Annotated in this window: 26 protein-coding genes; 22 read left to right on the forward strand and 4 right to left on the reverse strand. The window is 49.7% G+C overall.

Annotated features, from left to right (window positions below; genetic code table 11):
* Positions 1-75 precede the first annotated feature (75 nt).
* Positions 76-318: a DUF2442 domain-containing protein gene (locus Q7Q81_RS07405; RefSeq protein WP_293723320.1), complete on the reverse strand. Its 243-nt coding sequence runs from the start codon at positions 316-318 to the stop codon at positions 76-78.
* A 14-nt stretch (positions 319-332) separates the two neighbouring features.
* The gene (locus Q7Q81_RS07410; RefSeq protein ID WP_293391753.1) at positions 333-587 is read right to left on the reverse strand and encodes a DUF4160 domain-containing protein; all 255 of its coding nucleotides are present in this window, start codon (positions 585-587) and stop codon (positions 333-335) included.
* Between the two features lie 396 nt (positions 588-983).
* Here Q7Q81_RS07410 and Q7Q81_RS07415 point away from each other — a divergent pair, with 396 nt between their 5' ends.
* The gene (locus tag Q7Q81_RS07415) at positions 984-2465 is read left to right on the forward strand and encodes a capsule assembly Wzi family protein (RefSeq protein WP_304274940.1); all 1482 of its coding nucleotides are present in this window, start codon (positions 984-986) and stop codon (positions 2463-2465) included.
* A 310-nt stretch (positions 2466-2775) separates the two neighbouring features.
* Here the strand turns inward: Q7Q81_RS07415 and Q7Q81_RS07420 are convergent, their stop codons facing one another.
* Together Q7Q81_RS07420 and Q7Q81_RS07425 are read right to left on the reverse strand one after the other, a co-directional pair.
* On the reverse strand, positions 2776-3732 hold the full coding sequence (locus Q7Q81_RS07420) for an L-lactate dehydrogenase (protein ID WP_304274943.1): 957 nt from the start codon (positions 3730-3732) through the stop codon (positions 2776-2778).
* A gap of 115 nt (positions 3733-3847) precedes the next feature.
* Positions 3848-4057: a DUF1858 domain-containing protein gene (locus Q7Q81_RS07425; RefSeq protein ID WP_040564637.1), complete on the reverse strand. Its 210-nt coding sequence runs from the start codon at positions 4055-4057 to the stop codon at positions 3848-3850.
* A gap of 234 nt (positions 4058-4291) precedes the next feature.
* Between Q7Q81_RS07425 and mraZ the strand changes: the two genes are divergently transcribed.
* The 21 genes from mraZ (at position 4292) to ybeY (ending at position 22814) form a co-directional block, all read left to right on the forward strand.
* A complete protein-coding gene (gene mraZ / locus Q7Q81_RS07430; protein WP_304274945.1) occupies positions 4292-4723 on the forward strand; it encodes a division/cell wall cluster transcriptional repressor MraZ in 432 nt (143 codons plus the stop codon).
* 14 nt (positions 4724-4737) lie between these two features.
* The gene (gene rsmH, locus Q7Q81_RS07435; RefSeq protein ID WP_304274947.1) at positions 4738-5670 is read left to right on the forward strand and encodes a 16S rRNA (cytosine(1402)-N(4))-methyltransferase RsmH; all 933 of its coding nucleotides are present in this window, start codon (positions 4738-4740) and stop codon (positions 5668-5670) included.
* Between the two features lie 51 nt (positions 5671-5721).
* The gene (locus Q7Q81_RS07440; RefSeq protein WP_304274949.1) at positions 5722-6123 is read left to right on the forward strand and encodes a hypothetical protein; all 402 of its coding nucleotides are present in this window, start codon (positions 5722-5724) and stop codon (positions 6121-6123) included.
* A 160-nt stretch (positions 6124-6283) separates the two neighbouring features.
* Positions 6284-7771, forward strand: coding sequence for a UDP-N-acetylmuramoyl-L-alanyl-D-glutamate--2,6-diaminopimelate ligase (locus Q7Q81_RS07445; protein WP_304274952.1), 1488 nt, complete (start codon positions 6284-6286; stop codon positions 7769-7771).
* A complete protein-coding gene (locus tag Q7Q81_RS07450; protein WP_304274956.1) occupies positions 7765-9129 on the forward strand; it encodes a UDP-N-acetylmuramoyl-tripeptide--D-alanyl-D-alanine ligase in 1365 nt (454 codons plus the stop codon). The genes Q7Q81_RS07445 and Q7Q81_RS07450 overlap by 7 nt, the downstream gene beginning before the upstream one ends.
* Before the next feature lie 25 nt (positions 9130-9154).
* Positions 9155-10117, forward strand: a complete 963-nt coding sequence (gene mraY / locus Q7Q81_RS07455) for a phospho-N-acetylmuramoyl-pentapeptide-transferase (RefSeq protein ID WP_304274960.1) — start codon at positions 9155-9157, stop codon at positions 10115-10117.
* 88 nt (positions 10118-10205) lie between these two features.
* Positions 10206-11579 (forward strand): UDP-N-acetylmuramoyl-L-alanine--D-glutamate ligase, encoded by a 1374-nt coding sequence (gene murD / locus Q7Q81_RS07460; RefSeq protein ID WP_304274963.1) that lies wholly within the window; start codon positions 10206-10208, stop codon positions 11577-11579.
* Positions 11576-12679 (forward strand): undecaprenyldiphospho-muramoylpentapeptide beta-N-acetylglucosaminyltransferase, encoded by a 1104-nt coding sequence (murG, locus tag Q7Q81_RS07465; protein ID WP_293809071.1) that lies wholly within the window; start codon positions 11576-11578, stop codon positions 12677-12679. Before murD ends, murG begins: the two co-directional genes overlap by 4 nt.
* A gap of 13 nt (positions 12680-12692) precedes the next feature.
* Positions 12693-14087, forward strand: a complete 1395-nt coding sequence (murC, locus tag Q7Q81_RS07470; protein ID WP_276633935.1) for a UDP-N-acetylmuramate--L-alanine ligase — start codon at positions 12693-12695, stop codon at positions 14085-14087.
* The gene (locus Q7Q81_RS07475; protein WP_009145987.1) at positions 14077-15024 is read left to right on the forward strand and encodes a D-alanine--D-alanine ligase family protein; all 948 of its coding nucleotides are present in this window, start codon (positions 14077-14079) and stop codon (positions 15022-15024) included. The genes murC and Q7Q81_RS07475 overlap by 11 nt, the downstream gene beginning before the upstream one ends.
* Before the next feature lie 33 nt (positions 15025-15057).
* Positions 15058-15834: a cell division protein FtsQ/DivIB gene (locus tag Q7Q81_RS07480; protein ID WP_304274967.1), complete on the forward strand. Its 777-nt coding sequence runs from the start codon at positions 15058-15060 to the stop codon at positions 15832-15834.
* A gap of 63 nt (positions 15835-15897) precedes the next feature.
* Positions 15898-16596, forward strand: coding sequence for a DUF881 domain-containing protein (locus Q7Q81_RS07485; RefSeq protein WP_293809063.1), 699 nt, complete (start codon positions 15898-15900; stop codon positions 16594-16596).
* Positions 16593-16925 (forward strand): small basic family protein, encoded by a 333-nt coding sequence (locus Q7Q81_RS07490; RefSeq protein ID WP_210684307.1) that lies wholly within the window; start codon positions 16593-16595, stop codon positions 16923-16925. The genes Q7Q81_RS07485 and Q7Q81_RS07490 overlap by 4 nt, the downstream gene beginning before the upstream one ends.
* Before the next feature lie 124 nt (positions 16926-17049).
* Positions 17050-18120, forward strand: a complete 1071-nt coding sequence (gene ftsZ / locus Q7Q81_RS07495; RefSeq protein WP_303712254.1) for a cell division protein FtsZ — start codon at positions 17050-17052, stop codon at positions 18118-18120.
* Positions 18121-18139: 19 nt separating this feature from the next.
* Complete coding sequence (nrdR, locus tag Q7Q81_RS07500; protein ID WP_210684309.1) at positions 18140-18607, forward strand: transcriptional regulator NrdR; 468 nt, start codon at positions 18140-18142, stop codon at positions 18605-18607.
* Positions 18608-18618: 11 nt separating this feature from the next.
* Entirely contained in the window at positions 18619-18870 is a 252-nt protein-coding gene (locus tag Q7Q81_RS07505; RefSeq protein ID WP_009145981.1) for a hypothetical protein, read from the forward strand.
* Between the two features lie 85 nt (positions 18871-18955).
* Entirely contained in the window at positions 18956-19783 is an 828-nt protein-coding gene (pgeF, locus tag Q7Q81_RS07510) for a peptidoglycan editing factor PgeF (protein WP_304274970.1), read from the forward strand.
* Positions 19784-19919: 136 nt separating this feature from the next.
* On the forward strand, positions 19920-20666 hold the full coding sequence (locus tag Q7Q81_RS07515) for an alpha/beta hydrolase (RefSeq protein ID WP_304274973.1): 747 nt from the start codon (positions 19920-19922) through the stop codon (positions 20664-20666).
* Positions 20667-20716: 50 nt separating this feature from the next.
* Entirely contained in the window at positions 20717-21277 is a 561-nt protein-coding gene (locus tag Q7Q81_RS07520) for a peptidylprolyl isomerase (protein WP_021719795.1), read from the forward strand.
* A gap of 32 nt (positions 21278-21309) precedes the next feature.
* On the forward strand, positions 21310-22311 hold the full coding sequence (locus tag Q7Q81_RS07525; protein WP_304274976.1) for a PhoH family protein: 1002 nt from the start codon (positions 21310-21312) through the stop codon (positions 22309-22311).
* Positions 22308-22814 (forward strand): rRNA maturation RNase YbeY, encoded by a 507-nt coding sequence (ybeY, locus tag Q7Q81_RS07530; protein WP_009145976.1) that lies wholly within the window; start codon positions 22308-22310, stop codon positions 22812-22814. Before Q7Q81_RS07525 ends, ybeY begins: the two co-directional genes overlap by 4 nt.
* The last annotated feature ends 3 nt before the right edge of the window (positions 22815-22817 follow it).

The following is a 22817-nucleotide window of genomic DNA, read 5'->3' on the forward strand; positions in this document are numbered from 1 at the left end:
TACTGCTCCTTAGCTAACAGGTCCTTGAAGTACTGGTGCTCTTCGGGCGGTGTTTTTAAAATATCCATGGCTTGGTCAGTAGCCGTTTTCCCAAAGTTCCTCACAGCTCAAATCAAGCTCATCATTCCAACTGATACCATAACCACCAACATCAACCTTAACCAAGTTAAAAAGACCATTGGTATATTCTAAAGCTCTAAAGGGCTGCCATATTTTCCAAAGCGGTTTTACATCATAATACTTGCAAATACCATTGATAAAGTCAACCTTTAAAATAAAATCTGGCATTGCTTTTACATCTTGAACTTTATGAAACATGGTAGCACCTCCTGTTATTTTAATGGTGGTAGTTTAATAAATTCCTGTGTTTCCCAAATATGCATCAGCGCAGTTTGGTGCAATGCAGCCCACTCTTTGACAAGCTCCAGTGCTTTAGGTGGTAAATCCCCTTCTAACATTTTTAATGATTTGATTTCGATTTCGCCTGTGTATTCACCGTATATGACGTGAAAATGTGGTGGGTTGTGTTCTTTTCTTTGAAAATACATCTTGATGTACATACCGTAAAAAGAAGATATTAACGGCATACTGTTTTCCTCCTTTAATTATAATATTTGCTTCAGCAAAATACAACATGAGGTGCTTAAGAAAAAAAGCAGTACACATAGCATCCGGAAGTTCCGGATACCGTGGGTACTGCTAAATACTACCGACATGAGCCGGTAGGCCCTGCTTATTTTGTTGTAAATGTGAAGCTAAGCTAAGTATAAATAAGAGGGCAACAAAAGTCAAGCGAAAATTCTGAAAAATCGTACAAACGAGATAATACTGCGATATACAGGTTTAGCCATCAGCATATAAAATAATCTTGAAACATAGAATATAGTTTGCTACAATATATTACTGTAGACTGTTTTCGATAAGCAAGCGATATAATATACACTTGCAATGAACAAATTTATAAGCATAGGAGATGCTAACTGATGAAGAAACTACTTAGTGCTATAGCAATTGCTGCAGCCTTGGGCTGCAGCTGTGCCGCCGCCAGCCCGCTGGTTACTGCTGACGTGCCGCTGGACAGCAGCTATTACGGTTATCTTGATAAGCTGGAGGGCATGGGCTATATCCAGGATATGCCTGCCAATACCAAGCCTTATAGCCGCCTGGACATGGCCAAATGGGTGCTGCAGGCTGAAGCAATTGCCCAGAGCAAACCGCTGCCGCCATACCTGCAGAACAGGCTGGATGCAATGCGAGAGGGACTGTCAGAGGAGATTGCTTACTTGCAGGGTGCAGGGAAAATCAATAATGTGAAGCTGCGTGGTGCGAGCGTTGACCTTTCCTATCTGCAGCAGGACAGTGCTGCGTATAAGTATAATAACGCCAAGGCACATTGGCAGATGTTGAACCACAATAATAATGGCTATCTTTATGGCGATGGCTTTAACGCTGTGGGCACGCTGCACATCAGCGGCAGCCTGAGCAAGGACCTGGCTGTGGGCATTACGCCACGCTTCAGCTGGGACAAGGACGAGCATGGCGATGCCAGCCTTGTTGAGGGCTATGCCAAAACGCATCTGGGCGTGTGGGGGATTACTGCCGGCAGGCAGCCGATGTCCTGGGGCGTAGGGCGTGCAGGACAGCTGGCCTTTGGCAGCAATGCAACACCGCAGACAGCAATTAAACTGAATTTGCTGGAGCCGCACACCTTTGACAACGGTGCGTTGAAATTCCTGGGTAAGGCGAATGTCAACGTCTTCGCCAGCAGGCTGGAGGGCAACAGAGTTGCAAGTTCCGGTTCGGCGCTGGAAAAGGACCATGCAGCTCTTGTGGGTGTGCGCGTAGATATTATGCCGACGGATGCGTTTACGATTGGTCTGGAGCGTATGTCGATGCTCAAGAAGTTCAACAAGCATTGGCTGCTGGGCGATAATGCAGATGATGCTGAAAAGGATAATTGGAACGATATTGCGGGCCTTGATTTTAAATACCGCTTCCCAGGCGTGCAGGTTTATGCTTCGCTGTATGGCGAGGACCAGGCGCATGCCTTCCCCTGTGAAAATGCTTATAATGTTGGCATGTACTTTCCGCAGCTGGTGCCGGACGGCAGCTGGGATTTGCGCGTGGAGGCTGCCAAAACTAATGACGCCTGGTATGGCCATTGGGTGCTGAAGAATGGCTGGACATATAAGGATGCTATTTTGGGAGACTGGCTGGGTGCAGATGCGAAACGCGTTTATGCGGAGGTTAACCATTATCTGGCTGATGGCGGCAAGCTGGGACTTAGCTATACCTGGGCTGATATGCAGCCGACGGCGCAGCATGATGGCAGGCTGCAGGAGGTGGAGCTGAGCTACAGCAAGAGCCTGCAGAAGGATTTGCTGCTGCATACTGCTGTTGGCTATGGCAAGCTGGGGGATGACGCCAGCAAGCTGGTGGCTGTTGGTCTGAGCTGGGAGTATTAAGCCTAAAGTCTGCAAGAGTTTAATATATGCTAAAACATGAAAACACCGACGTCTGCCGTACTTGTGGTACGGCGGATGCCGGTGTTTTTTTGCTTATTTACATGTAAGTGGCGCAATTAAATATCGCGCTGCAACCCTTCCGTCTGCTCGCAAAGCTCGCAGCCACCTTCCCTTTCAGGGAAGATATATCAGACCTGCGGAAGGCTAATATTCGCAAATCTGTTTAACTTCTATATGCTCCCTGACAGGGAACTGGCATCGCCGCAGGCGATGACTGAGGGTTGTGCCCCTCTGGGAAGGTGGTAGAAGCTTACAGGCTTGCTGCTCTCTCCAGGAATCCGCGCAGAATGTCGCAGGAAGCGGTGAACTTAGCCTGCTCTTCTTCCGTCAGCGGCAGCTCTAAAATCTCTTCAATACCGTTTTTGCCGATTACGCAGGGAACACCGGCAGCTACGTCCTTCTGGCCATATTCGCCGCTAAGTACGGTGGAGCAGGGCCAAATCAGCTTTTCGTCATGGAAGATAGCTTTAATCAGCATGCAGGCAGCGTTGGCAATGCCAAATTCCGTGCAGCCCTTGCCGTCGACTTCAATATCGCCGGCTCTTTTAACCTGCAGCTGCAAATCGTCCAGACTGAGGGCAGCCAACTCCGGACGTTCAGCGCGCAGTTGGGCAAAGCTCTTGCTGCCGATGCGGATGGCAGACCAGACAACGAAGCTGGAATTACCATGCTCGCCCATGCAGAAGGCCTGAATAGATTTGCGGCTGTAGCCTGTAGCGGCGCTGAGCACGCGCAGCAGGCGGTAGCTTTCAAGGCTGGTGCCGGTGCAGAAGCAACGATTCGGCTCCCAGTTCATCTTGCGGCGGATATGCTCGCAGATAATGTCTGCCGGATTAGAAATGCTGATCATAATACCCTTCTTGAAGTCAACCTGCTTCAGGTGGCTGATAACCTCGTTGGCCATTTTAATGGAATCGTCAAACATATCAAGGCGTGTTTCGCCAGGACGACGGCTGCGGCCGAAGGCCATTACCAGAATATCCGCATCGTTCAGCTCGCTGTATTCACCGGCGCGGATGATGGCATCACGGCCGCAAAGTGCGCCGCTGACGCCGTCATCTAAGTCCAGCGCCTGTGCGGCAGCCTTTTCCTTGAGAATATCAATCAATACAATATCATCTGCTTCACCGGACTGGATGAGCGCTAAAGCAACATGGGAGCCGACATGGCCTGCTCCGACGATTACAACCTTACGAGTTTTTAACATAACAGAGACCTCCTTATGAAAACAGGGAACTGTCCCCACTTGTGCTGGAGATAGTTCCCTCATTTTTTATGCGGTGATAAATATGCCTGTGCAATATTTATCATGCTTCGCTATATTATTTGTTTGCTTCTGCTTCGGCAATAACCTTATTGATATCTTCGATAAGAGCATCAACATCAATGCCGTGAGCGCCTGCGCCCTGACCGATGGTTTCGAAATGAGCAGCCATGCAGCCGATGCAGCCCAGACCATATTCAGCGAAAACCTCCATGATTTCAGGATGGTTTTGAACGGCTTCAATAATGCCGGTATCTTTAGTAACCATTGTATAAGTCTCCTTTTTATAAAAATTGTACACATAATCCGTACTCATTCATTATATCATCTGTGCTTCTAAAAGCCAAATTTATTACTGAAAATTTTTTGCGAAATAAGCTTGACAGAGTTCACGTTTTTTTGATTATTTTTTCACATTAAGCCGTGAAATACTTGCGTTTACGGCTAATAAACGATATAATGGAGAAAAGTGGTGTAATGTGGGTGAAAAGGGGGCGACAAAATGCTTTTAGGTGAATACGAACACACTCTGGATGCAAAAGGTCGTCTTGCTGTGCCTGCTAAGTTGCGTGAAAGTTTGGGCAGTAAGTTTATTATTACCAAAGGTCTGGACGGCTGTCTTTTTGTTTACGACATGGAGCAATGGCATCAGCTGGAACAGAAACTGGCAGCCTTGCCGATGAGCCGCAAAACAGCGCGTGATTTTACCCGTTTCCTCTTTGGCGGTGCCTGCGAAGGCGAATGCGACAAGCAGGGCAGAGTATTGCTGCCGGCAAACCTGCGTCGTCATGCCGGTCTGGAAAAGGATGCTGTGATTGTGGGCGTAGGCAGCAGAGCCGAAATTTGGGATGCAGGCCGTTGGAACGAATATAACGAAGAAAATGCCGAGGATGTGAGCGAGCTTGCAGAGCAGCTTGCTGACTTAGGAATATAAGATTGGTGTTGGCTATGGAATTTAAGCATACAAGTATTCTGCTCGCTGAGAGCGTGGACTTTCTGATAACAGATAAAAACGGTATTTACGTGGACTGCACTATGGGCGGTGCGGGGCACAGCAGTGCGTTTGCCGCACAGCTGGAGGCAGGCGGTCTTTTGATTGGCATTGATCAGGATGATGATGCTATTGCTGCTGGTTCCGAGCGCTTGCTGAACAAATTTACCTGCAAAACCGCAGTTGCCAAGTCTAATTTTGAAAATTTTTCCCAGGTATTGGATTCCATGGGAATCGATGAAATTGACGGTATCTTTTTTGACCTTGGTGTTTCGAGCTATCAGCTGGACACACCGGAGCGTGGTTTCTCATATATGCATGACGGACCTTTGGATATGCGCATGAATAAAGAAGCAAGTCTGGATGCAGAGTACATCGTCAACCACTACAAGGAAGAAGAGCTGGCGGATATTATTCACCGTTACGGTGAGGAACGCTGGGCCAAGCGTATCGCGCAGTTTATTGTGGCGGCACGCAAGGAAAAGCCGTTGACTACTACTTTTGAGCTGGTGGATGTCATCAAGAAGGCTATTCCCAAGGGAGCAAGACTTGATGGTCCGCATCCGGCGAAGCGTACCTTTCAGGCTATCCGCATCGAGGTAAACAACGAGCTGGGAATTTTGGCAGATACGATGGAAAGAGCTGTGAACCGCTTAAAGAGCGGCGGCCGTATCGGTGTTATTACCTTCCATTCGCTGGAGGACAGAATTATTAAACAGACCTTTGCCACGCTTGCCAAGGGCTGTACTTGCCCGCCGCAGCTGCCGGTGTGCGTATGCGGTAAAAAGCCTTTACTGCGCAAAACTGGAAATATTGTTCCCTCAAAAGCAGAGGTAGAAGAAAATCCGCGTAGCCGCAGTGCGCGCCTGCGTTATGCAATTAAAATTTGACAGATAATAGCTGAGAGATAAATTTTGATGTTTTGATGAAGGGTGATTTTGATGCTTGCCAGAAAATATGATAATTATGCTTGGCAGGAGCAGCCTGCCGAGCAATATGAGGTGCAGCAGCCTGCCCGCAGAAAAGTACATAGACCTGATCCGAGAAGAGTGCTGCGCAACAGAATTCTTAAAGCATTTTTACTTATTATGGCAGCTTATTTTATTGTTGTTTTACGCAGTAACACTATGGTGCAGTACGGTAATGAGCTGGTGAGCCTGCAGCAGCAGGAGGCTCAGCTTATCACAAAAAACAACGAGCTGAAAATAGAGGTTGAACAGCTGAAGGGACCGGACCGTATTATCGGTTTGGCAGAACAGTATTTGGGGATGAGTGTTGCCCGCAGCAATATTTATGTTAAGGCTGGCGGAAGCAGCAATTCTTTGGCTGTGCATAACAAATAAACATAGCCATTCAGTTTATATTGTGATATAATTTGAATGGGTTTTTGGGAGGCAGCCTTTTGGCTGCCGTTTCAATTTAAATTCTATACTATAATTAAACTAGAAGTAATTTACGGCTTTGCTCCATGAGGGGCGGAACGTAAAACAGGGGGGTTAATAAATGGAAAAGCAATTAGCTTCACTCCTTGCCTTATTGCCGAAGGCTGAGGTCATTGGCAGTGCTGATAAAGTTATTACTGATGTAACTGCCGATTCCCGTGCGGTGGTAGCCGGCAGTCTTTTTATCTGCCTGAAGGGTGCAACTGTAGACGGACATAAATTTTTGGCAATGGCTGCCGAAAAGGGCGCTGTTGCTGCGCTGGTAGAGGATGTTCCCGCTGAAGTACCGCAGGGCGTTACTCTTATTAAGGTTGCCGATACGCGTGAGGCTATGGAGCTGGTAACGCCGTATTTTTACGATTATCCGGGACGTAAGCTGAGAATGATCGGCGTGACCGGTACTAACGGCAAAACAACTTCAACTAATATTATCCGTCTGATTCTGCGCAAGGCAGGCTACAAGGTTGGCCTGATTGGCACTATCAATATTATGATTAACGATGAGATTACCGAATCTCATAATACTACTCCGGATGTAGTTGACCTGCAGAAGACACTGTATGCTATGTGCTGTGCCGGCTGTGACTACTGCGTAATGGAGGTTTCCAGCCATGCTTTGGCGCTGAAGCGTGTGGCAGGCATTGAATATGACTGCGCTGTGCTGACGAATATTACCCAGGATCACCTGGACTTCCATAAAACTATGGAGAATTACCGCGATGCCAAGAGCCTGCTCTTTGAGCATCTTACCGACGGCAGCAAGCCGAATAAAAACGCTGTATTCAACATGGATGACCCGAGCTCCGCAATTATCCGTGAGCGTACCAAGGCTAATGTACTGACCTATGGTGAAGGCCATGATAATGATATCTATCCGCTGAGCTTTACGGTAGAACCTAAGCATATGCAGCTGCTGCTGCACACTCCGGTGGGCGAAATGGACCTGGAGCTGAAGATTACTGGTGAGTTCAATGTTTATAATGTTATGGGTGTTATCGGTGCAATGCTGGCTGAAAAGATTGACAAGGATATTATCTGCTCCGTACTTGATGGCTTTGATGGCGTCCCCGGACGCTTCCAGCTCGTTGAGGCAGGACAGCCTTATACTGTTATTGTAGACTACGCACATACTCCCGACGGCTTGGAGAACGTGCTGAAAACCGCACGCTCCATTACCCGCGGTAAGCTGTGGGTTGTGTTTGGCTGCGGCGGTGACCGTGACAACAAAAAGCGTCCGCTGATGGGTGCGCTGGCATTGGAGCTGGCTGACAACATCGTTGTTACCTCCGATAATCCGCGTACTGAGGATCCGGAGCTGATTATCGACGAAATCTTTACGGCACTGCAAAATGTGCCCGAGGGCAAGCACGTTACCCGTCTGAGCGACAGACGTGAGGCAATCTGCTATGCTTTGGCAGAGGCTGCTGCCGATGATGTTATTCTGATTGCCGGCAAGGGCCATGAAAATTACCAGATTTTGAAGGACAGAACTATTCACTTTGATGATAAAGAAGTTGTAATGGAATACTGGAGTGATAAAAAATGCTGAAGGCCAGTGAAGTTTTAGCAGCCACTAAGGCTGTTTGTGCAGATTTTGAGTTTACCGGCGTAACCACCGATTCCCGTGCGGTAAAGCCGGGAGAATTATTCGTAGCGCTGAAGGGCGATAATTTTGACGGCCATGACTATTGCGCCAAGGCTGTGGAGCTGGGTGCTGCGGGCGTTGTTGTATCCCATGAGGTTAGCGGCCTGCCTGCAGGCGTTGCTGTGTTCATGGTAGAGGATACGCTGCTTGCTTATCAGCAGCTTGCGCATGCCTACCGTCAGCGTAAGCAGGGACTGAAGGTTTTTGCTATCACAGGCTCTAACGGCAAAACCTCTACGAAGGATTTGCTGGCTGCCTGCCTGAGCTGCAAATATAACGTTGTCAAAACTCAGGGCAACTTCAATAATGAAATCGGTCTGCCGAAAACATTGTTGAGCATTCAGCCTGATACCGATATTGCCGTTGTGGAGATGGGCATGCGCGGTCTGGGCCAGATTGCCGAGCTGTGCCGCATTGCCGAGCCTGACAGCGGTCTGATTACCAACGTGGGCGAAACCCACATGGAGCTTTTGGGCAGCATGGAAAACATCGGCAAGGCCAAAAGCGAAATCGTACTTAATCTGCCGGAGGATGGCTTTGCTGTGCTCAACGGCGATAACGAATACGTACTGCCGGCAGCAGGCAAGACCAAGGCACAGGTTGTTTACTTTGGCTTGGGCGAAAACTGCGACTTCCGCGGCAGTGATATTGTGACCTCCGGTGCAGGCACCACCTTTACCTGTACCCATAAGGCTACGGGCGAAGCTGTCAAGGTAAGCCTGCAGCTGATTTGCGAGCATAACGTTTATAACGCACTGAGCGCTATCGCCGGGGCCTTCTGCTACGGTGTGCCGATGGCAGCAAGCGCACAGGCACTGGCAACTGCCCGTCTGACAGGCAGCCGTCAGGAAATCGTTTATATCGGCGATATCACCTTTATCAACGATGCTTATAATGCAAGTCCTGCTTCTATGGAAGCGGCACTGAAAACCTTGGCGGAGGCCAAGAAGGCAGCGCATGGCCAGGCCCGCACTATTGCTGTGCTGGCAGATATGCTGGAGCTGGGAGATATCAGCGAGGATGCGCATCGTCGTGTGGGCCGCTGGGCTGTAGAAAATGGTGTGGATTTTGTACTGACCTATGGTCCGCAGGCTGCTTATATTGCAGATGAGGCTGCAAAGCTTGGCGGCAAGAGCAAGCATTGCGCTGACCGTCAGGAGGCAGCGGATGCTTTGCGTCTGATGGCTTCCGCAGGTGATATTATCCTGCTTAAGGGCAGTCATTCCATGCAGGTTGACAAAATGCTGGAGCTGTTCAAGTAAACTTAAGAGAGTGAGATTTTAGTAGATGTTAAAATTAATCGGAATTCCTGTGACTGCGTTTATCGTGTGTGCTTTAATCGGCCCGGTGCTGATTCCTTATCTGCATAAGCTGAAGTTCGGCCAGTCTATCCGCGAGTGCGGACCGGCAAGCCATATGGCGAAAAGCGGCACACCGACGATGGGCGGACTTATGATGCTGGCAGCGTTGCTGGTTGCTTTGCTGTGGGGCAACTTTACTCCCCATGTAATTATTGCTCTGGTGCTGACAGTAGGCCATGCGGTCATAGGCTTTATAGATGATTACATCAAGGTTGTAATGAAGCGTAATCTGGGCCTGACTGCCAAGCAGAAATTCTTACTGCAGTTCATGCTGGCCGGTGCCTATGTATATTTCGCCGAAACGCATATCCGCAATACGGAGCTGTGGGTTCCCGGCATCAATGCTGTCATTGATTTAGGCTGGGGTTATTATGTGCTGGCCTTCTTGCTTTTGGTTGGCACAACCAATGCCGTAAATCTGACAGATGGTCTGGACGGACTGGTTTCCTTTGTCAGTCTGCCTGTTACCATGGTTTTCGCTTTTATTGCTTACATGCAGGGTATGTTGGATCTGAGCGGCTTCGCTCTGGGCCTGACCGGTGCCTGCCTTGGCTTTTTGCTGTTTAACCGTCATCCTGCCAGAGTATTTATGGGTGATACCGGTTCCTTGGCTTTGGGCGGTGCTATTGCCGCTTTAGCGCTTTTGACACGTACAGAGCTGCTGCTGGTTATTGTCGGCGGCATCTATGTAGCGGAAGCATTGTCGGTAATTATTCAAGTTACCTATTTCCGCTTCAGCGGCGGTAAGCGTATTTTCCGCATGTCTCCGCTGCATCATCATTTTGAGCTGGGCGGCTGGCCTGAGGTTAAGGTTGTGCGTGTGTTTACAGCAGTAAGCTGCGTATTGTCTGTCGTTGGCTTATGCCTGTGGCTTAATGCATTTGTATAAAAAATCTTCGGCTATAACCGTTTTGTCGCAAATTTTGCGGTGAAAGGGCTATAGCCTATGTATGTTTATGAATAGAGGGTGTTTCTTGATGACTAAAAAGGATGCTGTAATCGTTTACGGCGCAGGCATCAGCGGCCGTGGAGCAGCGCAGGTGCTGGCAGATAAAAAGCAGCAGGTATATTTGTATAATGATATGGACTGCACTTTAGAGCCGCAGCTGCTGCAGCTTTTGCAGAGCGTTCGCGGTGGGCTGGCCATCGGTCAGGCTGCATTTGAAAGCCTGCTTGATATTGCAGGGGTGTTGGTGCTTTCTCCGGGTATTGCCTGCGATAACGCAAATGTGCTGCTCGCAGAGCAGCGCGGACTGGAGGTCATCAGCGAGGTTGAGCTTGGCTACAGGCTGTATGGCGGTCACATTGCTGCTATCACCGGTACTAACGGCAAAACCACTACCACCACTATCGTGGGTGAGATGCTCAAGCGTTTGCCGGTGCCTTCTGCAGTAGGCGGCAACATCGGTTTGGCACTGTCCAAGGAGGTAGAAAGCCTGCCTCAGGATGGTTGGCTTGCTGCCGAGCTTTCCAGCTTTCAGCTGGAAAAAGTCAGCAACTTCTGCCCTGATATCGCAGTAGTGCTGAACCTGACTCCGGATCATCTGGAGCGCCATCATACGATGGAGGCCTACGGCGAGGCGAAGAAAAATATTTTCCGTCAGCAGGGTGAGGCGCAGGTTACGGTGCTTAATTACGATGATCCTATCGTGCGTACCTGGGGTGCGGAAACTAAAGGCCGCCTGTGTTACTTCAGCCGTAAGGAAAAACTGCAGCAGGGCATCTATATGCAGGATGGTAATTTTATCATCAGCTGGGACGGCAAGCAGAAAACTGTCTGCAATATCAGCGAGCTGCATCTGTTCGGCGGTCACAACGAAGAAAACGTGCTGGCAGCCATTGCCTGCGGCTTTTTCGCCGGTGTGAGCATCAGCGATATGGCTGATGTGCTGCGTAACTTCCGCAGCATTGAGCACCGCATTGAATACGTTGCTACGATTGACGGCGTACCGTATTACAATGATTCCAAGGCTACTAACACCGATTCTACGATTAAAGCGCTGGAGGCCTTTAAGGACGGTCACATCATTTTGCTGGCAGGCGGTCACGATAAGCTGACACCGTTGGAGCCGATGATGGAGCTGGTGAAGGAAAAGACGGACGCCCTGATTCTGTTGGGCGCTGCCAAGGAGCGCTTCCACAAGGCTGCTGTTGCCTGCGGTGTGCCAAACATTGTGCTGGCCGACAGCTTTGAGAATGCAGTGAGCAAGGCACATGCGCTGGCACATAAGCCGCAGGTAGTGCTGCTTTCCCCGGCCTGCTCATCCTTTGATATGTTCAAAAATTATCCCGAACGCGGAAATTATTTTAAAAAGCTGGTACACGAGCTGGAGGGAGGTAACGTTAAGTGAAGGTAATTCTTTCCGGCGGCGGTACGGGCGGACACATTTATCCGGCCCTGACCATTGCGGACCAGATAAAAAAGCTGCAGCCTGAGGCGGAGGTAAGCTTCGTAGGCACCAGGCAGGGATTGGAGAAGGATATCATTCCCCGCTACGGCTACAAGCTGCAGTTTATTGAGGTAGCAGGCTTTAAGCGCAGCCTGAGCCTGGATACCCTGCGCAGTGCGGCAAAGCTTTTTGCTGGCTTATATGATGCCTACAAGATTATCAGCAACGAAAAGCCGGATCTGGTAATCGGTACCGGCGGTTATGTCTGCGGACCGATTGTTTTCATGGCAGCGTTAAAGGGAATTCCCTGCTGCATTCAGGAGCAGAACGCGATGCCAGGTGTAACCAATAAAATTTTGTCACGTTATGTGCGCAAAGTATTTTTAGGTTATAAAGAGGGCGGCAAATATTTTCACGGCAAGGCAGAGCTGGAATATACCGGCAATCCTATCCGCAGTGAAATTCTGCAGCATACGCGTGAGGAAGCTGTTAAGGAGCTGGGGCTGGACCCGGCGAAGAAAACGATTCTCGTTTCCGGCGGCAGTCGCGGTGCACGCACCATCAACAACGCTATGCTCGAAGCAGAGCTGGCGCTTTCCGGTAGAGCCGAGGTACAGGTGCTGCATGCGACCGGTGACGTGAATTATGACGCCTATATGGCGGAAATCAAAAAGCGCGGCGGTGTGGCAGATAACATTATTATCAAGCCTTATCTGCATAATATGCCGGTAGCGTTGGCTGCGGCCGATCTGGCAGTATTCCGTGCCGGTGCAATCGGCCTGGCAGAGCTGATGGCTAAGGGAGTGCCGTCGCTTCTGGTACCATATCCGTATGCTACGGCAAATCACCAGGAGTTTAATGCCAGAGCGGTAGAGGCTCAGGGTGCTGCCAAGGTTATTCTTGATAAGGACCTGACGGGCGACACCGTTTTGGAGTTCATCGAGCATTTATTAGTACATGAAGAGGAATTGCAGCAGATGCATGCGGCGGCCCAAAAACTTGGCAGACCGCAGGCTGCAGAGGTTATAGCCAAAGAGGCTGTGGCCTTGACTAAACAATAAGGGAGGGCCTCGAGTGGCTGAAAACAAATTAGCAAACCTGCATAATATACATTTTATCGGTATCGGCGGCGCCGGCATGAGCGCGATTGCTTATGTATTGATTAAGCGCGGCTATGATGTAAGCGGTTCCGATTTAAATGCCGGTCATATGTCGGCACATCTGGCGGAAGAAGGCGCTATGGTTTATATGGGCCATGCTGCCAGCCAGGTGGAGGATGCCGAGGCTGTAGTTATTTCTACAGCGATTCATCCCAACAATCCGGAGCTGATGGAGGCCAGAAAGCGCGGTATTCCCGTGCTGCACCGCAGCGATGTGCTGGCTGCGGTAATGAATGCTGCCGACGGCGTTGCTGTTGCAGGCGCTCACGGCAAAACTACTACCAGTGCGATGATTTCCTGCATTGCGGCAGAAAGCGGTATTGACCCGACTGTTATCATCGGCGGCGAGGTAAGCAGCCTTGGCGGTAATGCGCGCAACGGCGCAGGTCGCTTTGTGGTAGCGGAGGCGGATGAAAGCGACGGCTCCTTCCTCAAGCTGTATCCGTATCTTGCTGTAGTAACTAATATTGAAGATGACCATCTGGATCATTACGGTACAGAAGAAAATATATATCAGGCTTTTAAACAGTTTGTAGGCAACATCAAGGAAGGCGGCAAGGCAGTCCTTTGCTTTGATAATGCCAAGGTACGCCGGCTGGCTGCCGAAACCGATAAAGAGGTAATTACCTACGGCGTAGAAGGCGAGGGGGCTGACTACATTGCCCGTGACATTTCCTATGGTGTTGACGGCACCAGCTACAAGCTGTACTACAAGGGAGAATTTGTGACAGAGGTTCATCTGATTGTTCCCGGCAGACATAATGTGCTGAATTCTATGGGCGCGTTTGCTGCTGCACATGAGATGGGTATCGCTACCGACAAGATTCTTGCATCCTTGAAAAAGTTCGGCGGTGCCAAACGTCGTTTTGAAACCAAGGGTAAGGTTAACGGTGTCTGGGTTGTTGATGATTATGCGCATCATCCGACAGAAATCGGCGTAACGCTGAAGGCTGCCAGACAGACAAAGCCTGAGCGCCTGCTGTGCGTGTTCCAGCCGCATCGCTACACCCGTACCAAGCTGCTGTTCTCCGAGTTCTGCGAATGCTTTAAGGATTGCGATGAGCTGATTCTGACTGACATTTATGCAGCCAGCGAGGAAGCAATTCCCGGCGTGAGCAGCATGCATTTGGCAGAGGGTATCAAAGCAGCGACCGGTCAGGAGGTGCTGTATATCGGCAAGCTGACCAAGGCTGAGGAATACCTGGAGCGCGTTGTACGTCCCGGCGATCTGGTGATGACCATCGGTGCCGGTGATGTGTTTAAAATTGGAGAAGAATTAGTTAGGGAGTTGGAAAGAAATGCAGATTAATAAGCAGGATGTTGTTGCTGTTGTTTTAGGCGGGCCTTCCTCTGAGGCCGAAATTTCGCGTGTTACCGGCGGCGCTATTGCGAACGCACTGCGCGAAAAGGGCTATAATGCCAAGGAAGTTGAGCTGAATCCGTCTAATCTGATTAACGAGCTGCGTGATATGAACGCTAAGGTAGTATTTAACGCCGTTCATGGTATGTACGGTGAGGATGGCCGTTTGCAGAGTATTCTGGAGGCAGCAGGTATTCCTTATACCGGCTGCGGCGTACTGGCAAGCGCTGTTTCTATGGATAAATCCGCTACGAAGCGTTATCTGCAGTCTGCAGGCATTCCTACCGCACCCTGCATGATTATCAACAAGCGTGATGCAGGTGATTTGCAGACGCTGGCAGAAAAAATTATTTCCGAGTTCGGTCTGCCCGTAGTTATTAAGGCAGCAACTCAGGGCTCCAGCATCGGCGTTGTAATTCCCAAGACTGCACAAGAGGTTGTGCCTGCACTGGAGGAAGCCTTCAAGTATTCCGAAAATGTGCTGGCAGAAAAGTGCATCAAGGGCAAGGAGCTGACGATTTCTATTATGGAAGAGAACGGCGAGCCTAAGCCGTTGCCGGTTATCTGGATTGCACCGCATTCCGGAGCCTATGACTTCCATTCTAAATACACCAAGGGTGCTACGGATTACCACTGCCCGGCACCGTTTGATGAGAAAACTACTGCCTATATCCAAAAAATTGCCGTAGAAACCTACAAGCTGCTGGGCCTTTCCGGTGTAGCGCGTGTAGATGCTATGCTGGGTGATGAGGATGGTGTTGCTTATGTACTGGAAGCAAACACTGTTCCCGGTATGACGGCAACCAGCCTGGTTCCGAAGGCTGCTGCTGCTGTAGGCATCAGCTTCCCGGAGCTCTGCGAGAAAATTTTACTGAGCGCTAAATAAAAATGTTTTACAAGGAGCCAAAGGAGGTGCAGCATGGATTCATCGCAGACTATACGCGAACAACTGCGCAAACGCAGACGCCGGAAATTCTGGCACATGGTGCGCCTACTGGTATCCACGGCTATACTTGCTGTAACCTGTACATATGTCTGGCGCTATGTGCATAATCCTGCGTTTGCCTTTGGCAACGTCAGCATTCACGGAAGCAGTCAGCTGATGGAGGCGGAGGTTATCTCGCTTGCAGGCTGCGGGCAGGGACCATTGAATCTTTTCAATGCCAGCTCCGGCCGTCTGCGGGAGGCTTTGCTGCATGATGTCCGCTTTAAGAATGCAGAGGTGGCTTACCGCTTTCCGGCAACCTTGCAGGTGAGCGTAGAGGAACGGCAACCGGCACTTTATGTTGCCAATTCCTATCACAGCTATCTGAAGGTGGATTATAACGGCGTTGTTCTTAGTGTGACAACTACTATTCCGGATGCTAAGGCTCCTGTGCTGGCCGGCATAAAATGCGGTAATCTTTATCTGGGCGATAAGGTTGCCAATGCCGGTGTGCTGCAGATTCTGCAATTTTTGCAGCAGCTGACGCCGGAAGCACTGCAGCGTATCGGTGAAATTGCCGTTGATGATAAGCAGGATGTTAAGCTGCAGCTGAGCGGCAGCTTTCCGGTGCGTTTGGGCAGGGTACAGGAGGTATCACAGAAGGCTTCTGTGTTTATGACTGTGTTCAACGAGATTAAAGATAAAAATATTAAGGCTGAATATATTGATTTGACCTTCGGTAAGCCATATATCAAGCTTTTGCCAAAATAAATTGCTGTTAACTTGTTATAGCTGCAATGCTGTTGCAGCTGATGTCACAGTGAGGGTGAGATAATGAAAGAAATTTTTACTATGGATTTAAAGGGCAAGCTGTTGATTGCCGTGGTATTCATGGTGTTGGGATTTATGCTTTCGGTACAGTATAAAACTACAGAGCTTCAGCGTAATGTGCGTATGGACCGCGTAGAGGATTTGTCGGAACGCCTGAAGGTTATGGAAGCCGAGAACAAGCAGCTGCTGACAGAGCTGGAAACCTTGCGTGCAGGTGCTGCCAAGGATCCTGCTGATGATCGTATGAAGCTGATGGCAGGCACGACTGACGTAGAGGGCGAAGGCATTGAGATATTGCTGGATGACAGCAATATTGCCAAAAAGTCCGGCGAAAATCCTAATTTGTACATCATTCATGATGAAGATTTGCTGCGTGTGCTCAACGAGCTGCGCGCTGCCGGTGCGGAAGCAATTTCTGTCAACGATCAGCGCATTGTGGCTATGAGCGAGATTCGTTGTGCAGGACCTACTATTTCGGTAAACAATGTCCGCAGTGCTCCGCCTTATGTTATCAAGGCTATAGGCGCTCCTAAAACTCTGAGCAGTGCTCTGCGTCTGCGTGGCGGTGTTGTAGAAACCTTTGAGTTCTGGGGCATTCAGGTAAAAATCAAGACTGTTGAAAAGCTGCATATTCCGGCGCTGAAGGCACCGCGCAGCTTTGAATACGCTAAGACAGTGGAAAGCAAGGAGGCAGCGAAATGATTGGATTTGCATTTGCCGGCCTTTTGCTTGGTCTTATACTTGGTGTTTACTGTCCTTTCAGAGTGCCACCCGAATACGCACGTCTGCTTGCCGTAGCTGTTATGGCAGGTATGGATGCAGTGCTGGGCGGTGTACGTGCTTCACTTGAAGGCAATTATGATACTCAGGTATTCATTTCCGGATTCTTTATCAATGGTATTCTGGCTGCCTTTTTGTGCTATGCAGGTAATCTGATCGGTATCGATTTATATCTGGTAGCGGTACTGATTTTCGGTATGCGTATTTTCCAGAATTTGGGAATTATCCGTCGCCTTTATATGGGCAAATAAGTGTCCTGTCGGAAGATGAAGAAAAAAATTCATTAATAAGCAGGAAAATAGCACTTTCATGTTGAACAATATAAAAATGATTTTTTTATAAATAAGCTACCCAAAGCTAAGGGGGACGTAGAATATGTTTGATGACGTAGAGACAACCTTTGAACCGTTGGCCAATATTAAAGTAATTGGTGTAGGCGGTGGCGGCAATAACGCCGTAAACCGTATGATCGACGCCGGCGTGAGCGGCGTAGAATTCATTGCAGTGAACTGCGATAAGCAGTGCCTGATGCTTTCCAAGGCAGAAAAACGCATCCAAATCGGCGAAAAGCTGACTAAAGGTCTGGGTGCAGGCGCAAACCCTGAAATCGGCGAAAAAGCTGCCGAAGAATCCCGTGACCAGATTCTGGAATCCCTGAAGGGTGCAGATATGGTATTTGTTACCGCAGGTATGGGCGGTGGTACCGGTACCGGTGCTGCGCACGTTGTTGCGGAATGTGCCAAAGAAATCGGTGCGCTGACTGTCGGCGTTGTAACCAAACCCTTTGGCTTTGAAGGTCCTCGCCGCATGAAGCAGGCTGAGGCAGGCATTGTCAACCTGAAGGAAAAGGTTGATACCCTGGTAACTATTCCTAACGACCGTTTGCTGCAGATTATCGAAAAACGTACTTCCATGCTGGAAGCATTCAAAAAGGCCGATGACGTATTGCGTCAGGGCGTTCAGGGCATTTCCAACCTGATTGCTGTTCCCGGTCTGATTAACGTTGACTTCGCCGATGTCAAGACTGTTATGTCCAATGCAGGCAGCGCTCTGATGGGCGTTGGTACCGCTAAGGGTGAAGGCGGCGGCAAGGCTGCAGCCGAAGCTGCAATCAAGAGTCCGTTGCTGGAGGCATCTATCGACGGTGCCCGCGGCGTACTGATTAACGTTATCGGCGGCAAGGAGCTGTCCCTGTTTGACGTTAACGAAGCTGCCAATATTGTCAATGAAGCAGCTGATCCCAATGCAGTGGTTATTTTCGGTGCTGTTATTGATGAAAGCCTCAACGACGAAATCCGTGTTACGGTTATCGCAACAGGCTTTGAGAAAAAATCTCCTGTTACCAAAAATACAGTTGGCGGTCCGGCATCTATCAACCGCAACAACAGCGGTATTATCAAGAATTTCTCCGATCCGAACGAAATTCCGCCATGGCTGCGTCACTGATTGAAAGGAAGGCAGTAATATGAAGTGCCCGTTTTGCTCCCACAGAGACAGCCGTGTTATCGACAGCCGTGCTGTAGAGGAAGGCTGTTCTATCCGTCGCAGACGTGAATGCCCTAATTGCGGCAAACGCTTTACTACATATGAAAAATATGAGGAAACTCCGCTTGTTGTCAGCAAGAAGGATGGTCGTCGCGAGCTTTTTGACGGTAAAAAGCTGCTGGCAGGTCTTTTGAAGGCTTGCGAAAAACGCCCGGTTCCTTATGAAAAGATTAAAGAGATTGCCGACAGCATCGAGCGTGAGCTGCGGATGAGTGCGGATGCGGAAATTCCCAGCGCCCAGATCGGTGAGCTGGTTATGAAGTATTTGGAGCAGACAGATCAGATTGCTTATGTACGCTTTGCTTCCGTATATCGTCAGTTTGCCGACGTGCGCAATTTTATGCAGGAGCTGGAACGCATTATGCAGAAATCTAAAGACGCAAAATAGAGGTGCGGAATATGAAAAAGTATTTACTGCTTACTTTAACGGCTCTTATGCTGGTGGCCGGCTTCAGCGGCTCGGCACTGGCTAAGGAAAGACTCTTTACGTTTTCCAATAACAATAACGGAGCTGTGAAAGAGGTTAATTATTATCTGGATAATGGTGCCAAGGTTGTGTTTATGGATACAGCAGCCAAGGCTACCGACAGCACGGTGATTATCACCGTAGTGCTGGATATACCGGAAGGTGTGCCAGCATATCAAAAGTAAATAGCAAAAGGGTGCCGCAGGCACTTGCAAAAGGAGACGGCAATAGCCGTCTCTTTTGGTATTAGAGATAAAAGGAGCGGTTTTGATGCAGGATTTTATCATTACGCAAAAAAATAATATCTGGTGGGGAATGTTCCCGCGTTTGACGCAGGCCGGCTTCGGTAATGCCTGCAGCTGCCGTCTACATGGGGAAAGCTCCCTGGTGCCGGGAACGCTGAATCTGGCTTTGCATGTTGGTGACGATGCAGATCTGGTACTGCAGAACCGTCGCCTGTTTGCACAGGCTTTAGGCTTGGACGCGTCAAAATTTACTACCTGCGAGCAGGTACATGGCAGCAATGTTGCGGTGGTAGATGAAGCGTTGGTCGGCGCCGGTGCGACAGCGCTTGCAGATACGATTAAGGATACGGATGCTTTGGTTACGAATCTGGCGAATGTACCGCTGCTGCTATTTTTTGCAGACTGCGTGCCGCTGCTTTTTGCCGACGAGCGCCAAGGCGTGTGCGCTGTGGCGCACGCAGGCTGGCGCGGTACGGTAGCACAAATCGGCCGTAAAACAGTAGAAGCTATGCAGCAATCCTTCCGCTCCCGCCCCGAAGATATCGTTGCTGCTATCGGTCCTTCTATCGGCCAATGCTGCTACGAGGTGGACGACTTTGTACGTAGCAAGGCCGCAGGCTACGAGCAATTCTTTGCGCCCAGAGCGGAAAAGCCGGGCAAGTATCTGCTGGATTTGTGGGGCTATAACCGTCAAGTGCTGCTGGACGCAGGATTAAAGGCGGAAAATATTCTTACTGCCGGCGTCTGCACGGAGCATAACCATGAAATGTTTTGCTCCTATCGTGCTGAGCAGGGCAAAACAGGACGCATGGGCGTGTGCCTGTATAGAATGTCTGACAATAAAAACGCTTAAGTGCTGCGCGTGAAAAAGACTTAGGATTGAACGTGAACTTAGAAGCTTAAGGTGATACGTTAAAAAATGCGTTATGCAGCGAGTCGCTGAATGCTTCAGGTAACGCGTTAAAATTTTACGAAAAGAGTGAGTGAAGATGCTGAAGGATACCTTTACATTTCAAGGACCGTTAGGTGAAATAGAGTGTGTTGTAGAACCGAATCGGAGTGAGAATAATGCTGTACTTGTTATGGCGCATGGCTTCCGCGGCAGCCGCGACAGCGGCGGACGTGCTGCGGGCGTGGCGCAGCAGGCTGCGGCGCATGCTGCCGTAGTGCGCTTTAACTTTACGGGTACGCAGATAATTTCGCGTCAAGTAGAGGAGCTGCACGCCGTACTGGCAGAGGTACGCCGCAGACAGCCCGGCTGCAGGCTGTTTCTTTTGGGACGTAGCTTGGGCGGTGCAGCTTCCATCATAACGGCGGCGCAGGACGGAGCTCTTGCCGGCCTGATTCTGTGGGCAACGCCGAATAATCTGCGCTTTACCTTCCGCTACGTGATGACGGAGGACGAATATCGTCGTCTGGATAGCGGCGAAACGCTGCACTTTAACGATGAACGCGGCGAATGCGCCCTGACGCCGGATTTTCTGACGGACTTTGACCAATACGATTTGCCTGCGCTGCTGCAGAAGGCGCAGCCATTACCTGTACTTTTGCTGCACTGCAGTGCGGATGAGGTGGTGCTGGCAGAGCAGGCGCAGCGCAACGCCGCAGCCATCGGCGAGGCGGCAGAGCTGCATATCTTTGAGGGCGGTGACCACAGCTTTACGCAGTACAGTGAGCAGGCAGGCGCACTGCTGAGTGATTGGCTGGGCAAACGCTTGAAATGCGGCGCTTGTTAGTTGTATAATATACTTGAGAAATTATATCCTTTTCTATGGGAGGAAAGAGCATGAAGAAATTGTTAATAATCTGCTTGATGCTGGTGTGCGCGCTGGTACTTACAGCCTGCGGTCAGGAAAAACAGGAGCAGGCGCCGAAGGCAGAGCCTGCGACAGCGGTTTTTAACACAAGCATGGGCGATTTTGAGGTGAAGCTGGCAACAGACTATGCACCGGAAACGTCGAAGAATTTTATTACGCTGGCCGAAAAGGGCTTTTATAATGGCCTTACCTTTCACCGTGTAATCGATAACTTTATGATTCAAGGCGGTGACCCTGCCGGCAACGGTACCGGTGGTCCCGGCTATACTATTAAGGATGAGTTCAGCAGTAAGCTGCTGCATGACGGCCCCGGTGTAATTTCCATGGCAAACCGCGGCCCGAACACCGGCGGCAGCCAGTTCTTTATCACCCTGCGTGAAACTAAATGGTTGGACGGCAAGCATGCTGTTTTCGGCAAGGTAAGCAAGGGCATGGATGTTGTCTATAAAATCGGCAAAACAGCAACAGATTCCAATGATAAACCGTTGGAGCCTGTAATCATTAAGAAGGTTACGATAGAAAAACGTTAACACCCCTTTTAAAACAGGTAGGAGGAAATTGCTTGGCTAGTGAAGAAGAAAAAATGCAAGGTATACTGGAAACCGTTGACCAGCAGGAAATGGTTGGTATTTGCGGACGTAATGACGAGTTTCTGCGTTTAATCCGCAGTGCTTTTGACTGTACAATTGTAGCGCGCGGCAATCAAATTACCATGAGCGGACGCGCTGAAGAGGTGGCGCAGCTGGAACAGCTGCTGCAGGAGCTGCTGTTTTTGTACCGTCAGGGATTGCCGCTGACAACGCATGATGTGCGTTACAGCATGTATATGGTGAAGGCAGGAAATTTGGAAAGTCTGCATCGCATGTACGCTGACACGATTATCGTCAACAACCGCGGTCGTCAGGTAAAGGCTAAAACCTTGGGACAGTGGCAGTATGTGGAAACCATCCGCCATAACTATATAACCTTGGGCATCGGACCTGCAGGCACAGGCAAAACCTACCTGGCAGTGGCGCTGGCAGTAGCGGCGCTGAAAAAAAAAGAGGTAGAGCGTATTATCTTGACGCGTCCTGCGGTAGAAGCAGGCGAAAAGCTGGGCTTTTTGCCGGGTGATATGCAGGATAAGGTAGACCCGTATCTGCGTCCTCTTTATGACGGCCTGTATGATATGCTGGGCACGGAAACCTTCCAAAAGTATCTTACCAAGGGTACGATTGAGGTTGCACCGCTGGCATACATGCGCGGACGCACGCTGAATGACGCCTTCATTATTTTGGATGAAGCGCAGAACACTACACCGGAGCAAATGAAAATGTTCCTGACGCGCTTTGGCTTTGGCAGTAAGATGGTTATTACCGGCGATATCACGCAAATAGATTTGCCGGGCGGCAAGAACAGCGGCCTGAAGGACGCTGCGCGTATTCTGGGAAATGTTCCGGGAATCGGCGTGATAAAGTTCAGCGAGCAGGATGTTGTGCGCCACGAAATCGTCGGTTCCATCATCAAGGCTTATGAACGCTTTGAAAAACAAAAAGAAAAATATAACGGAGAAAAACAAGCATGATAATTAATTTGGAAAATGACCAGCAGAAGCTAGAGCTTTCCGCGCAGGTGCTGGAGCGCCTCCAGGAGGGCTTGCAGGCAGTAGCACGCTTGAATGAGCTGCCGGAGGAGTCCGAAGTTGATGTAACTATTGTCGACGATGAGGAAATCCATGCGCTGAACCGTGAGTATCGCGGTATGGATAAGCCTACCGACGTTTTGAGCTTTGCGCTGGATGAGGACTGCGAGGATGAAGACGAGCCGGAGCTGATTGGCGGACCGGAGGAGCATCTTTTCGGTGATATCATCATTTCGGCGGAAACAGCACTGCGTCAGGCAGAGGAATACGGGCACGGCCTGGAGCGCGAAATGACGTATTTGGCAGTGCATGGTATGTTCCATCTGTTGGGCTATGACCATATGACGGAGGAGGATAAGGCTGAAATGCGTGCGAAAGAGGAGGAAGCTTTGCGTGCGATTAACCTTTCCGAAGAATATTTTGACCATCCCACAGGCATTCATTGATGC

Origin of the sequence: Phascolarctobacterium succinatutens (assembly GCF_958453765.1) — a bacterium.
In the GTDB taxonomy this organism is placed as follows: domain Bacteria; phylum Bacillota; class Negativicutes; order Acidaminococcales; family Acidaminococcaceae; genus Phascolarctobacterium_A; species Phascolarctobacterium_A succinatutens_B.